Here is a 13,484-nt window from a genome sequence, read left to right as displayed (position 1 = left end):
ATGATGGATAATATTTTTTTAAAAATACCAAAAAAATCTGAATATATGAGTACAATCAGATTAACCACGTCAGCTGTGGCTAATTTAAAGGGTTTCAATGTAGATGACATCGAAGACATTAAAGTAATAATTTCTGAAATTTGTACATTTTTTATAAATAATGTTGTACAAATTGAAGAGCAGTTAAATATAAGCTATGAAATCAGCGAAAATAACATAAAAGTTGAAGTAACTGATTTAAATGAAGGCATTATCAATGATGATAGCCTAAGTGATATGAGTATTATGATTATTGAAAGCTTGTCTGATAATTATAATTTTGATTTAAAAAATAAGAAAATTACTTTTGAAAAATGTATTAAATAATTTGAATAGGCGTTGATAATATGGGCGAAGCAATCCAAAATACAAAAATTATTAAAAATCAGGATTTATTTTTGTTATATCATGAAACGAGAGATATTGAAGTAAGAAATCAAATATTTGAAAAATATAAGTACATGGCAGAAATAATTTCCCGTAAATATAACAATAAGGGTATTGAGCATGATGATATATTTCAAATTGCCTGCATGGGATTAATTTACGCAATTGAAAGATTTGATATAACAAAAGGGTTTGAATTTACCAGTTTTGCAACACCAACCATCTTAGGAGAAATAAAAAAATATTTCAGAGATAAGGGATGGTCTATTAAGGTGCCAAGAAAAATTCAGGAGATATCTAAAAAGGTTAATGATTACAGCAATATATTAAGTATTGAATTAAACAGAGCGCCGACTATCAAGGAAATTGCCGAGTACATAGACAGTACGGAAGAAGAAGTTCTGGAGGCTTTTGAGGCAGGTAAAATGTTTAATTCACAGTCCTTGGACGAAAAATTTGATAACTCCGCCGATGAAAGTGATTTAACATTAATGGATGTTATGGGACAAGACGATAAACATTTCGCTATTATTGAAAATGAAGATTTTATTAAAAAGTCCATGGAAAAATTAAACGAATTAGAAAAAGAAATTATAGTTAAAAGATTTTATTTAAATAAAACTCAAAGTGAAATAGCAAAAGAATTAAATATATCTCAAATGACTGTATCAAGAATAGAAAAGAAATCTTTGGAAAAATTAAGAATGGAATTTAATAGGTAACAATAGAAAAAATATAAGGAAATTATAGCAAATATTAATTACTGTCCTATTGTTCAGTAATTGTTGTGCTATCGTTATGCAATTGTTAAAGAGGGAGGTTTTATGAAAAATAGGGGAAAATTTTTTACAATAGGTTTTATTATAGTATTATTTTTAGTTATTAACTTTTTCGGGACAACGGTAAAATTCGTAACAGATTTTTTGTGGTTTAAAGAAATTGGATATACAGAAACATTTTTTACTAAATTGAAAGCACAGATTATTCTAACCATACCGATTTTTATCATTACATTGGGTTTGCTGTACTTGTTCTTAAGAAAATTAAAAAAGAAATATGACTTAGAAGTTGAAGTTGTGGATGCAAACAGAAATAAAAAAATTAATCTGTGGATAAAATTAATTTCAATTATCATAAGTTTATTGTTTACATTTAATATAGTTTCTACAATGTGGTTTGAAATATTGCAGTTTTATAATGGTGAGAGCTTCCATAGTTTTGACCCTATTTTTAATAATGATATTAGTTTTTATATATTCAAATTACCTCTGATTAATACAGTCATAGGTTACATAATCAATATTTTATTCCTGCTAATTGCCGTAACTGTATTTTTTTATGGTTATTTGTCCATTAAAGACAGTATAAAAAATGTATCAAGTAAATTTGAAGAAATGAGATTTAATCCTCATCAACTTGACTTAAGCTCAGTATTAAATAAAAAATTTGCAGAAAAAATAATTAATCAATTATCCTTTATTGGTGTATTTGTATTTATATTTTTAGGTATAAGAATTTTACTAAAAAGCTATGATTTATTATATTCTCAAGTAGGAAGAGTTTTCGGTGCCGGATTTACAGATATAAATATCACATTGAACATTTATAGGATAGTAGGTATAGGTTGTTTTGTATCGGCGGTTACGTTCTTTATCGGTGCAAGGAAAAAGAATCTTAAGAATGCATTGACGGTTCCTGCCGCATTGATAGCAATTTCAATAATAGGTACCGGCTTAGCCGGCTTAGTTGAAAATTTTGTTGTAGAGCCGGATCAGCTTTCAAAAGAAACAAAATATATGGAATACAGTATTAAATACACTCAAAATGCCTATGATTTACATGATGTAAGACTTATAGAATTTCCCGCAAATGATAATTTAACCATAGAAAACATAAACAATAACCAGGAGGTTATTGCTAATATAAGAATTAACGATCAGGAACCGTTAATTCAGGTTTACAATCAATTGCAAGGAATACGACCGTACTATGTATTTAATGATGTAGACGTAGACAGATATTATATAGATGGAGTTTATAAACAGGTTTTCTTATCGGCAAGAGAGCTTGATCAAAATCGATTAAATGAACAGGCAAGAACATGGGTTAATCAATATTTGAAATATACACACGGTTACGGTATAACAATGTCACAGGTTAATGAAGTTACTCCTCAAGGGCAACCGGAAATGCTGATTAAGAATATACCGCCGACCACTGATACAAATATTATGATTGACAGACCAGAAATATATTTTGGTGAAAGAGCAAGCGAATACATAATAGTAAATACGGATGAAAAAGAATTTGATTATCCATCAGGCTCAAACAATGTTGAAACATTCTATGAAGGAGATGCAGGTATTAAGCTCTCTTTAGTAAATCGAATATTGTTCAGTATAAGAAAAGGAAGCTACAGAGTATTAATTTCAAATAATATAGATTCTGAAAGTAAAATATTGCTGAACAGAAATATTATTCAAAGAGTTCAAGAAATAGCACCTTTTATATACTATGACCCAGATGCGTACATAGTTATTAATCAAGAAGACGGTAAATTATATTGGATTATAGAAGGATTTACTGTCAGCGACAGATATCCATATTCGCAACCGACAGATAAGCTTAACCAAGGCTGGAATGTGAATTACATGAGAAACTCGGTAAAGGTTGTAATAGATGCATATGACGGTTCAACTGACTTTTATATAGCAGATGAAACAGACCCGATTATAAAGACCTACAATAAAATATTTACGGATTTATTAAAGCCTATGAGCGAAATGCCGGAAGGATTAAAGAGCCACATCAGATATTCTCAAATATATTTTGATGTACAATCGGATATGTATAGATTGTATCACATTGAAAATCCTACGGTTTTCTTCGGTAGAGAGGATTATTGGGATATAGCAAATGAAAAATATATGAATAACGGCGAAGAACCGGTTGGTTCAAGCTATGTAATGTTTAAGCTGCCGGATGAAGAAAATGTAGAATTTTTGCTTACTACACAATATACACCGCAAAATAAAGACAATATGATTTCGTTATTGGTGGCAAGAAATGACGGGGATAATTACGGCGAATTAGTATTGTATGAGTTCCCGAAAACAAAGACGATACCGGGTCCAAACATGATAGAAACAAAAATTGATCAGGATACTGTTATTTCATCACAGCTTACATTGTGGAGTCAGGTTGGGTCTACGGTTTTAAGGGGGAACACATTAGTTGTTCCGATAGAAGATTCGTTACTTTATGTAGAACCTATTTATTTAAAATCTGATACAGAAAGCAATTTCCCGGAAATGAAAATGGTTGTTGTTTCATTTGGTGATAAAATAGTAATGGAGCCAACTCTTGATATAGCAATAGAAAGAATTTTCGGAATAAGCACTCAGCCGGAAAAACCTGTACCACCACAGGAAAATGAATATGATAATACAAATATTAATGAATTAATTAATCAGGCAAATATTGCATTTAACAGGGCAAATGAAGCATCACAAAAAGGTGATTGGACTTCATACGGTGAAAATTTGAAAAAGTTAGAAAGCATATTAGAGCAATTAAACCTATTGACAAATGGTATAAATATAAATACTGAAAATGACATCATAGAAGAAAGCAATGATGCACAGTAATTATCAAAGTAAATTAGGAAGGGGGACACACTTCTTTTTATCAGAGTAAGTCTTTGAGTATAGGAAGAATGTCCCTGTCAGAAAGGAGAGCTATGAAATTCACATTTAATCATTTTAATTTTAACGTATTAGATTTACAAAAAAGCTTAAAATTCTATCAGGAGGCACTTGGATTAACGGAAGTCAGAAGAAAAGAAGCTGCGGATGGCAGCTATACATTGGTTTTCTTAGGAGATGGTGAAACTGATTTCATATTAGAACTTACCTATATGCGAGACAGAAACGAGCCATACGATTTGGGAGAACAAGAATATCATCTTGCTATGCAGACGGATAACTACGAAGAAGCTTATAAAAAGCATCAGGAAATGGGATGTATTGAATTTGTTAATGAATCAATGGGCATATATTTTATCGTGGACCCTGATGGATATTGGACAGAAATTATACGAAAAAAATAATGAAATATAAAGGCGACGGTTCTTTTATTTCCATTTTAAAAGAACCGTTTTTCTAATAGAAAACGTATACATTATAACATTTGCGGAGGTTATGAGATTGAAAAGAGAATATTTGAATATACTGGGTGATTTTATAGAAATATTTCAAAAATTAATGACAGCAGATTTTAATATTGCAATCAGTGATACAGAAAAAATAGTAGCTGCCCTACCCGGCAAAACGATAGACCTTAACTTAAAAAAAGGTGAGATATTAAAGGACGGTTCTGTGGCATTAGAAGCTATTTACAGTGGAAAATCTGTTATACGACAGGTTCCTCGCGAAGTATATGGAGTTCCTTATATGGGGCGTGCCATACCATTATTTGATGATAATGAGGTTATTGGTTGTATAATAGTTGCGGAATCATTGGATGCCAAAGAAAGATTAGTAAATATGGCTCAGAATTTATCAACAACAATAGAACAAATTACAGCAGCTATGGAAGAAAATGCTGCCGGATTGGAAAAAGTGGCAGGCCTGAGCTATCAAATGGAACAAATTTCAGAGAATAACTTAGAATCAGTAAAGGAAACAGATAAAATCGTCGATACAGTTTACAATATATCAAGACAATCAAAGCTTTTAGGATTAAATGCTTCCATAGAAGCAGCACGTGCAGGCAACGTCGGGAGGGGCTTTAATGTTGTGGCCGGTGAAATAAGTCAATTAGCAGAAAACAGCACTGTGTCAACAAAAAGAATTGCAGATATATTGGAAAAATTAAAATCTGATAATGAAAAAGTTAGCAAACAAAGTGAAGAATTATCTTCAGTTCTTAATGAAATAGCAGCTGCAACAGAAGAAGTAAGTGCTTCAATTCAATCTTTGACTGCTATGTCAGCGGATCTGGTAAACATGGCGGAAAATTTAATATAAAGGTAATAAAACTTAACAACCTGCAAGGAGCTGTCATGGAAATAAAATTAGAACGAATTGAAGATAATGATATGGTATATATTTACGAGTGGTTTAAAGACATTGAATTTTTAAAATTTTATGATTATATGCCTCCAATTCCTCAGTCAGCGGACGAAGTTAATAAAACATTCGGAGATTATAAAAAAAATGAAGAATCGGATGTTTTTGCAATTAAGCTTTTTGATAGAAATTTAATAATAGGAATTGCGGGTTTTGATGACATAGTTAATGAAAATAAGGTAGCCACTCTTTTTATCGGTATCGGGAATAAATATGTAAGAGGCAGGGGTTATGGCAAGGAAGCTTTAAAATTACTGCTTGAATATGGATTTAATAAATTGGGTTTCCATAGAATACAGCTAAATGTACTGGAATTTAATACTGCTGCGATTTCTTTATATGAAAAGGCAGGGTTTAAAAGAGAAGGTACATATAGAGAGTTTGTATTGAGGGATGATAAAAGATATGATTTGTTGTTGTACGGTCTTTTGAAAAGCGAATGGAAATAACCCACCCAGAGGGGACGGACCTTTTTGCGGTGCTTGCAGCCACAAAAAGGTCCGTCCCCTCTGGGTCTTTTTAAGCTATGTGGCTGTCGAGCATTCTTGTGAAAGAATTTAACGGTTTTACGCCGATTTCCTTTGCTTCTATTTTACCGTTTTTGTATAGGACAACAGTTGGTATGCTTTGTATGCCGTATCTGATTGAAAGCTCCTGTTGTTGGTCAACGTCAACTTTAGCAACGGTTATTTTTCCGTCATATTGATCTGCTAATTTTTCTATAACAGGTGCTATCATTCTGCATGGTGCGCACCATGTAGCCCAGAAGTCTACCAATACATATTTTTCTGTGGATAACAAGTCATCAAATTCCTTTGCACTGTTTACATATTTTATTTTTTCTGACATAATAATTCTCCTTTATGAATTTAATATTTATTTTATTGTATATCTATTTGAATGGCTGCATGTTGTGCAGCTATCAGACCTTCACTGACAGCTTTTGATAACTGAAGCGGTTTGCCTATTATATCTCCGGCTGCATAAACTCCTTCAATATTTGTTTCCATATTTTTATTTACCCTGATAAAGCCGCTTTCTGTTTCAAGACCATCTATTAATGCTGTTGGAGCTACTGCATCCCGAAGTAAAAAAACTGCGTCTGCCTGTAAATTTTCTCCGTTTATAATAACGGCTTCTACTGAATAATCCCCCAATATTTCTGAAATTGTTCCGCTTACATATTTAATATTTCCATTTAAATGCTCGGAACGTGCCTTCTTTGAAACAAAAGTTATGTTAACACCAATGCTGTTCAAATAATTAGCTTCTTCCAATGCATCGTTTGATTGGTCCCAAACTATTGCATTCTTATTTCTGTAAAGCATTCCATCGCATGTTGCACAGTAGCTTACACCGCTTCCTAATAATCTTCCCTCTCCGGGAAGTTCTTTTACCTTCGAAACACCCATAGCAAGAATTATTTTTTTTGCTTCTGATATTTCACCGTTTATGTTAACCATGAAGCTTTCACCCATAGGAAGGATATTAACCACTTTTCCTTCTTCTGTTTTTATATTCATAGCTTCTGCATGTTCTTTGAATTTATCCATAAGCTCTTTACCGCTTATATTGTAGAAACCTAAGTGATTATCTACTCTTTCGGCTTTAGATAGGTAATTTTCTTTGTTAGAAAAAATTCGGACTGTTTTTCCTCTATTTACTGCATTGACCGCAGCAGATAAGCCGGCCGGTCCTGCACCGACTATTATAATATCTGTTATATCTCCCATATTAACCTCACTCATTTGGTTCAATTACTTCAAGTTCATCACTGTCAATATACATGTTGCACTCAGGGCAATGATATTTTAATTCCACTGTGTGATGACATTTATTATGGACCAATTTTTTATGACATTTATTTAAATGCTTTTCGCCCCACAGTACCAAGCTGTTGAATACATCTACCAAATCCATTCCTTTTTCTGTTAAAGAATATTTGTATCTTGGAGGATGGTCTTGATATAGCTCCTTATATATTAATTCATCATGTTCTAACATTTTTAAACGATCAGACAATAAATTTGTCGGTATCCCTTCCAAGCCATCAAGTATTTCCTTATAAGTTTCACGCCCTATCAGCAGTTGGTGCAGGATTAGCAATGACCATTTATCACCGATAATATTTAAAGTCTGCGCTATGTTACATTGTATGTTGTATTGTGGTTTTCTCACATTTTCACTCCCTCTTCCCCTGACGGGGACATTTCTTCCATCCTAAAGACTGACCCTGACAAAAAGAGATGTGTGCCTCTTATTCTAAAAAGCAAAATATCTGCTTATTGTAGTAAAAGTTCCGGTATAGGTCATAATACCTATTATAATTAAGATAATTCCTCCTGCTTTAATTGTATATTTAACCAGGTTTCTTTTTTCTCTGAAAAAGTTAAGTGCTTCAGTAGTGAATAAACCTAATATTATAAAAGGTATTATGAAGCCAAGTGTATAAATTAATACTAAAGCATTCCCTGAAAAAATATTTTCAGCATTCGATGCCAATATTAAAACTGAGGATAATGCAGGACCTACACATGGTGTCCATGCAAAGCTGAATGTAAATCCCATTATAAATGCGATTATCGGGTTCATTTTTACAGCTGTTAAATCAAGGTGAAATCTTTTTTCCATTTTCAAAAAATTTAATTTAAGTATGTTTAATTGTATCAGACCCATAATAATAATTATTATGCCGCCAATTTTGCTGAACAATTCTTTATTTTGATTAAAAAAAGTACCTAATGCGGAGAATGAAAGACCAAGCAGGAAAAATACGCTTGAAATTCCGCCTATAAAAAACAATGTATTTAATAAAACTATTTTTCTGTTATAAATTATAGTGCCGTCACTGTTTATTATTTTTCCGTTACCTGCTAAATAGCTGATATATACAGGGATGAGAGGAAGTACACACGGCGAAAAAAAAGATAAAAATCCTTCAATAAAAACTAATAAAATAGTATTACCCCCAATCTTTTTATTTTACTATAGCACAGTTACTTTAGTTTGTCAAGTGACTTTATAAAATAAATTTATAAATGTGTTGAAATATATTTTTTATGATGATACTATAATAATAGCAGTTAATTAACACATACAATATTTTATATGCATGGGAGATGATTTAAATTATAAGTTTTAAAAAGCTTACAATTGAAGATAAAGAAATTATAGAAAGTTATGTAGATAAAGAAAATTTAGAATCGTATGAATATTTGTTTTCATCACTATATATGTGGAGAAAGCTTAACAATGTAAAATATGCAATATTTGATGATACATTGATTATAGAAAAAAATGAAGAAGGGAAGGAAACATTTTATGCTCAGCCCTTTGGATACAATAAAGAAAGATTGACGGAGCTTGTTGAGACCCTAAAGACAAGAAATCAAAATTATACTGACAGGGAGTATTTGTTCGGCGATGTTGATGAAGAATTTTTAAACGACTTAAAAAAATACACTGATTATAAAATTGAAGCAATTGAAGATGTGGATGATTTTGAATATGTTTATAGTATTAATGATTTGATAGAATTAAGGGGCAAAAAATATCACGGTAAAAAAAATCATTTCAATTCATTCAATAAATCTTACAGCTATGAAATAAAAACCTTAGATAATGAAAAAGTAATAAAGGATTGTTTAACACTCTTACATAAATGGCATGATGAGGTTGCCGTAACTGTAGATAAAGAAATGCTTATGGAAATAGATGCAATTAAGGATTTGTGCGGTGAGCTTCATTATTTTGACCTTAAATCCATTGCAATTTATGTAGATGGGAATTTAGCTGGTTTTGCTGTTGGAGAAAAGGTTAATGATAAAATGGCTGTCATCCATGTTGAACGGGGAGAAATTGCTTATAAAGGTATATATTCTTTTTTAAACAGAATATTTTTAATGGAGAGCTTCTCTGATATCGAACTTGTAAACAGGCAGGAGGATACGGGTAATGAAGGGCTGAGAAAAGCCAAACAATCATATCATCCTGTTAAAATGGTGAAGAAATATTTAGTTAAGGTTATTTAGCATGAGTTGAAAACATTTTTTCCAATTCTTAAATTTGACTAATAGAAAAAAATCAGAGCTAAAACTTTACAAAATAAAACTATTGACTACCGAATTTATTTAATATAAACTTAATATTAAGAATAAACTTGCTTTTTAAATATATAACGCGGAGGTAATTTCTATTTGAATAATCTGATTGAAAAAATTAAAGAATCACTTTCATCAGTGCTCCCGATAACTATCATAGTTGTTATTTTACACTTTGTATTAACGCCTATGCCAACGGGTCTGTTTATGCTTTTTTTGACAGGAGCAATATTATTAATAGTAGGTATGGGTCTGTTTACGCTTGGTGCGGATATATCAATGATGCCGATGGGAGAAAGAATTGGCGCAGAGCTTACAAAATCACGTAAATTGATGGCATTAATCATAATAAGTTTTTTAATGGGGTTTATGATTACCGTAGCAGAACCGGATTTACAGGTTTTAGCCGGTCAGGTTCCTTCAATTGCCGATAATGTAATTATTGGAGCTGTTGCGTTTGGTGTAGGTATATTTTTGGTAATTTCCTTATTGCGTATAGTTTTTCAAATAAAGCTTTCCTATGTATTATTAGTATTTTATGCAATTATTTTTATATTAGCGTATTTTACACCAAATGATTTTGTTCCGGTTGCCTTTGATTCAGGTGGTGTTACAACCGGTCCTATAACGGTTCCATTTATTATGGCTTTAGGTCTCGGTGTTGCTGCGGTCAGAGGAGGAAAGAGCGCTCATGATGACAGCTTTGGATTGGTGGCACTTTGCTCTGTAGGACCGGTTTTATCCGTATTGGTTCTCGGATTGTTTTACAATACATCCGGAAGTTATGAAGAAGTTGTAATAGCTGAGGTAAGTAACTTCAGGGACATTATAAATATATATATGCATGAATTTCCCCACTTTTTTAAAGAAGTTGCTTTGGCTTTATCACCAATAGTTATTGCATTTATTATTTTTCAGTTTATTTTTTTGAAACTGCCAAAAACTCATTTGATAAAGCTATCGGTGGGAATAATATATACTTTTTTAGGATTGGTAGTATTTTTAACCGGTGTTAATGTCGGATTCCTTCCTGCCGGGAACTATATAGGTCATGCATTGGCAGGATTGGATTACAATTGGATGTTGATACCTATAGGAATGGTAATGGGATTTTTCATAGTAGCTGCCGAGCCGGCAGTACATGTATTAAATAAACAGGTTGAGGAAGTAACAGGTGGTGCGATTTCTAAAAGGGCAATGCTGATATCTCTTTCATTAGGGGTAGCAGTATCAATAGGAATTGCTATGATTAGGATTCTTACAGGAATAAGCATTTGGTACTTTATAGTACCCGGTTATGCCATTGCATTATTATTGATGTTTTACGTACCTCAGATATTTACTGGTATTGCTTTTGACTCAGGAGGTGTGGCTTCGGGTCCTATGACTGCAACCTTTATGCTTCCCTTTGCAATGGGTGCTGCAGATGCAGTGGGTGGAAATATACTGACTGATGCTTTTGGTCTGGTAGCGATGGTAGCAATGACGCCGTTAATTACGATTCAAATTCTCGGAGTTGTTTATAAATTAAAAGTGGGTAAATTTGAAAAGGTTGAAGAAAATATAACTGAAGATGAAAGTAATGAAATTATAGATCTTGAAGGAGGTGAGCAATAATGAACAACATAAGCTTACCTAAAAATATAAAATTGTTTATCACTATAGTTAACAGAGGTAATGGTGAAAAGATTACTGAAATGCTGCGAGAAAATGAAATTATGTTTAACATAATTGCTTTAGGAAAAGGCACAGCAAAATCAGAAATATTAAATTATCTCGGATTAGGCCAAACAGATAAGGATATAATCCTAAGTGTTGTCAGTGAAGAAAAAGTTCCGATAATTATAAACAATTTAAGAGAGCAATTTAATTTAAAAGAACCCGGTAACGGTATAGCTTTTTCTATACCTATAAGCAGCGTTGACAGTGCCGTAGCGTTAGAGCTTATAAGCAGTATAATTAATAATGATAAGGAGTGAGATAATGGTAGATATAAAAGATGAATATCAAGAATTTGATTTAATAATTACAATAGTAAATCGTGGCTTTGATGACGTAGTAATGGATGCTGCAAGAAGTGCGGGAGCTACCGGAGGAACAGTTCTTAATGCAAGAGGAGCCGGAGTACATGAAGCTGAAAAGTTTTTTGGAATATCTATTCAGCCGGAGAAGGATTTAATTTTAATACTTGCAAAGCGTGAAGATAAAAAACAAATTATGCACGCAATCAGAAATGAAGTCGGTTTAAACAAAGAAGGTAGAGGATTGTCATTTTCCATGCCTGTAGAAGACGTGTGCGGTATTGTTCACATGAATTTGGATTTCAAAAATAAATAAAAACATATTGTCATTCTGTAAATAGGGAAATTACCCATGATTTTAAGGTGGAAATTTCTCTTTTTCAGGGTGACTTTTTTTATTAAAATTAAGTTTCATTAAAGAAATTAATGATAATATAAAAATAAGGTGGAAGAATAAGTAAATACAACATATATAATTCATTGTAGGAGGAATATAAAATGGACTATAACGACAAAAATCAATTTAATGAAAACTATAATTTTAATAGCGAGACGCATAATGATTTTAATGATGATCAACACAGAGGTATAAATTTTGTAATGCGTGATTATGAAGTTGAGCCGATTAAGAAAAGAGGCAAGAAAAAAACATTTTTCGGATATGTGGCAGTCGCATTGATCGCGGCTATCATCGGTGGTTTATCAAGCGGGTATTTTGTATACAGTCAATTAAATGTTAATCAAAGCGGTGCAGAGAAACCTATTATGGCTCAGGATGTTAATATAAATTTGACTGATGATGTTTATTTTGCAGTTGCTGTAGCAGAAAAATCACAAAAAGCAGTAGTTGGAATAACTACTCAGACAACCAAGCAAGTCAACACTTGGTTTGGACCTCAGACGCAAAGATCCCAAAGCATGGGTTCAGGCTTTATTGTAGATTCTAACGGATATATTGTAACCAATTCGCATGTTATTGAAGATGGAAAATATGAAAAAATAACCGTTTCATTGATTGACGGTTCAATAGAGGTTGGTGAAGTATTGTGGTATGATAAATCTCTTGATTTAGCAGTGGTAAAAATAAACAGAACAAATTTACCTGTTGTGGAATTAGGAGATTCCGATACATTGATGGTAGGTGAACCGGTTGTTGCAATAGGAAATCCAATGACATTGGATCTCGAAAGAACAGTTACTCAAGGTATAATAAGCGGATTAAACAGAGCTATAATTTTTGAAAACGGAACAGTTATAGAGCCGTTACTTCAAACAGATGCATCTATCAATGAGGGAAACAGCGGCGGTCCTTTGTTTAATGCCAAGGGTCAGGTAATTGGAATAAATACTGCAAAAATAAAAACTGCAGAGGGCTTAGGTTTTTCTATTCCGATAAATACGGCAAAGCCGATAATAGAGCGCATAATAAAAGAAGGTAAATTAACTACTGTCTACGTAGGTATATCAGGTGTTGAAGTTGAAACCTATGAAACAGCATTGGGAATAGAAGTTCAAGCTGAATATGGTGTTGTTATAGCAGAAGTAATAAAGGATTCTCCTGCTGCAATATCCGGCTTGCAGGTAGGTGATGTAATAATTGCAATAGACGGAAGTAAAATAACCAGCATGCAGGAATTGAAAATAAAATTGTACGAATATAAAGACGGTGATAATGCTGAAATTACATTTTTAAGAAATGGCAATGAGCAAAAGGCTGCATTGACACTTAAAACAAAACCGGCAAATTTATAAATCCTCTGAAATTAAAAAAGAAAATCAAACAGCCCAAATTTTTAATTTGGGCTGTT

General features: G+C 32.4%; 15 protein-coding genes. 11 read left to right on the top strand and 4 right to left on the bottom strand.

Going from position 1 to position 13,484, the window contains the following annotated elements; genetic code table 11:
• Window positions 1-3: 3 nt before the first annotated feature.
• The 6 genes from HZF24_RS14920 to HZF24_RS14895 all read left to right on the top strand — a co-directional run bounded on the left by HZF24_RS14920 (window position 4) and on the right by HZF24_RS14895 (window position 6,004).
• Window positions 4-366, top strand: a complete 363-nt coding sequence (locus tag HZF24_RS14920; RefSeq protein WP_179239143.1) for an ATP-binding protein — start codon at window positions 4-6, stop codon at window positions 364-366.
• Window positions 367-386: 20 nt separating this feature from the next.
• Complete coding sequence (locus tag HZF24_RS14915) at window positions 387-1,148, top strand: SigB/SigF/SigG family RNA polymerase sigma factor (protein WP_179239142.1); 762 nt, start codon at window positions 387-389, stop codon at window positions 1,146-1,148.
• Between the two features lie 102 nt (window positions 1,149-1,250).
• Complete coding sequence (locus HZF24_RS14910) at window positions 1,251-4,073, top strand: UPF0182 family membrane protein (RefSeq protein ID WP_179239141.1); 2,823 nt, start codon at window positions 1,251-1,253, stop codon at window positions 4,071-4,073.
• Window positions 4,074-4,165: 92 nt separating this feature from the next.
• Window positions 4,166-4,534 (top strand): VOC family protein, encoded by a 369-nt coding sequence (locus tag HZF24_RS14905; protein WP_179239164.1) that lies wholly within the window; start codon window positions 4,166-4,168, stop codon window positions 4,532-4,534.
• A 97-nt stretch (window positions 4,535-4,631) separates the two neighbouring features.
• Entirely contained in the window at window positions 4,632-5,453 is an 822-nt protein-coding gene (locus HZF24_RS14900) for a methyl-accepting chemotaxis protein (RefSeq protein WP_179239140.1), read from the top strand.
• 35 nt (window positions 5,454-5,488) lie between these two features.
• Window positions 5,489-6,004: a GNAT family N-acetyltransferase gene (locus tag HZF24_RS14895; RefSeq protein ID WP_179239139.1), complete on the top strand. Its 516-nt coding sequence runs from the start codon at window positions 5,489-5,491 to the stop codon at window positions 6,002-6,004.
• A 70-nt stretch (window positions 6,005-6,074) separates the two neighbouring features.
• On the opposite strand, the gene trxA is transcribed toward HZF24_RS14895, so the two are convergent.
• The 4 genes from trxA to HZF24_RS14875 all read right to left on the bottom strand — a co-directional run bounded on the left by trxA (window position 6,075) and on the right by HZF24_RS14875 (window position 8,513).
• The gene (trxA, locus tag HZF24_RS14890) at window positions 6,075-6,404 is read right to left on the bottom strand and encodes a thioredoxin (RefSeq protein ID WP_179239138.1); all 330 of its coding nucleotides are present in this window, start codon (window positions 6,402-6,404) and stop codon (window positions 6,075-6,077) included.
• A gap of 32 nt (window positions 6,405-6,436) precedes the next feature.
• Window positions 6,437-7,288, bottom strand: a complete 852-nt coding sequence (locus HZF24_RS14885) for an NAD(P)/FAD-dependent oxidoreductase (RefSeq protein ID WP_218835312.1) — start codon at window positions 7,286-7,288, stop codon at window positions 6,437-6,439.
• Between the two features lie 7 nt (window positions 7,289-7,295).
• Window positions 7,296-7,733, bottom strand: a complete 438-nt coding sequence (locus HZF24_RS14880; protein WP_179239137.1) for a winged helix-turn-helix transcriptional regulator — start codon at window positions 7,731-7,733, stop codon at window positions 7,296-7,298.
• An 84-nt stretch (window positions 7,734-7,817) separates the two neighbouring features.
• Window positions 7,818-8,513 (bottom strand): cytochrome c biogenesis CcdA family protein, encoded by a 696-nt coding sequence (locus tag HZF24_RS14875; protein WP_456356062.1) that lies wholly within the window; start codon window positions 8,511-8,513, stop codon window positions 7,818-7,820.
• A gap of 257 nt (window positions 8,514-8,770) precedes the next feature.
• Here HZF24_RS14875 and HZF24_RS14870 point away from each other — a divergent pair, with 257 nt between their 5' ends.
• The 5 genes from HZF24_RS14870 (at window position 8,771) to HZF24_RS14850 (ending at window position 13,428) form a co-directional block, all read left to right on the top strand.
• Entirely contained in the window at window positions 8,771-9,586 is an 816-nt protein-coding gene (locus HZF24_RS14870) for a DUF2156 domain-containing protein (RefSeq protein WP_281372302.1), read from the top strand.
• A 165-nt stretch (window positions 9,587-9,751) separates the two neighbouring features.
• Complete coding sequence (locus HZF24_RS14865) at window positions 9,752-11,272, top strand: DUF1538 domain-containing protein (RefSeq protein WP_179239135.1); 1,521 nt, start codon at window positions 9,752-9,754, stop codon at window positions 11,270-11,272.
• Entirely contained in the window at window positions 11,272-11,634 is a 363-nt protein-coding gene (locus HZF24_RS14860) for a hypothetical protein (protein WP_179239134.1), read from the top strand. Before HZF24_RS14865 ends, HZF24_RS14860 begins: the two co-directional genes overlap by 1 nt.
• Before the next feature lie 4 nt (window positions 11,635-11,638).
• Window positions 11,639-11,992, top strand: a complete 354-nt coding sequence (locus HZF24_RS14855; protein WP_179239133.1) for a P-II family nitrogen regulator — start codon at window positions 11,639-11,641, stop codon at window positions 11,990-11,992.
• A gap of 182 nt (window positions 11,993-12,174) precedes the next feature.
• Window positions 12,175-13,428: a S1C family serine protease gene (locus HZF24_RS14850; RefSeq protein WP_246346159.1), complete on the top strand. Its 1,254-nt coding sequence runs from the start codon at window positions 12,175-12,177 to the stop codon at window positions 13,426-13,428.
• The last annotated feature ends 56 nt before the right edge of the window (window positions 13,429-13,484 follow it).

The sequence above is a fragment of the Sedimentibacter hydroxybenzoicus DSM 7310 genome, assembly GCF_013403245.1.
Taxonomy (GTDB): Bacteria; Bacillota; Clostridia; order Tissierellales; family Sedimentibacteraceae; genus Sedimentibacter; species Sedimentibacter hydroxybenzoicus.
This window is presented reverse-complemented; position numbering and strand designations above follow the sequence as displayed.

Coding starts and splice junctions, on each gene's coding strand:
- HZF24_RS14855 (WP_179239133.1), top strand. CDS start 11,639: ATGGTAGATATAAAAGATGAATATCAAGAATTTGATTTAATAATTACA.
- HZF24_RS14905 (WP_179239164.1), top strand. CDS start 4,166: ATGAAATTCACATTTAATCATTTTAATTTTAACGTATTAGATTTACAA.
- HZF24_RS14910 (WP_179239141.1), top strand. CDS start 1,251: ATGAAAAATAGGGGAAAATTTTTTACAATAGGTTTTATTATAGTATTA.
- HZF24_RS14885 (WP_218835312.1), bottom strand. CDS start 7,288: ATGGGAGATATAACAGATATTATAATAGTCGGTGCAGGACCGGCCGGC.
- HZF24_RS14915 (WP_179239142.1), top strand. CDS start 387: ATGGGCGAAGCAATCCAAAATACAAAAATTATTAAAAATCAGGATTTA.
- HZF24_RS14920 (WP_179239143.1), top strand. CDS start 4: ATGGATAATATTTTTTTAAAAATACCAAAAAAATCTGAATATATGAGT.
- HZF24_RS14895 (WP_179239139.1), top strand. CDS start 5,489: ATGGAAATAAAATTAGAACGAATTGAAGATAATGATATGGTATATATT.
- HZF24_RS14850 (WP_246346159.1), top strand. CDS start 12,175: ATGGACTATAACGACAAAAATCAATTTAATGAAAACTATAATTTTAAT.
- HZF24_RS14860 (WP_179239134.1), top strand. CDS start 11,272: ATGAACAACATAAGCTTACCTAAAAATATAAAATTGTTTATCACTATA.
- trxA (WP_179239138.1), bottom strand. CDS start 6,404: ATGTCAGAAAAAATAAAATATGTAAACAGTGCAAAGGAATTTGATGAC.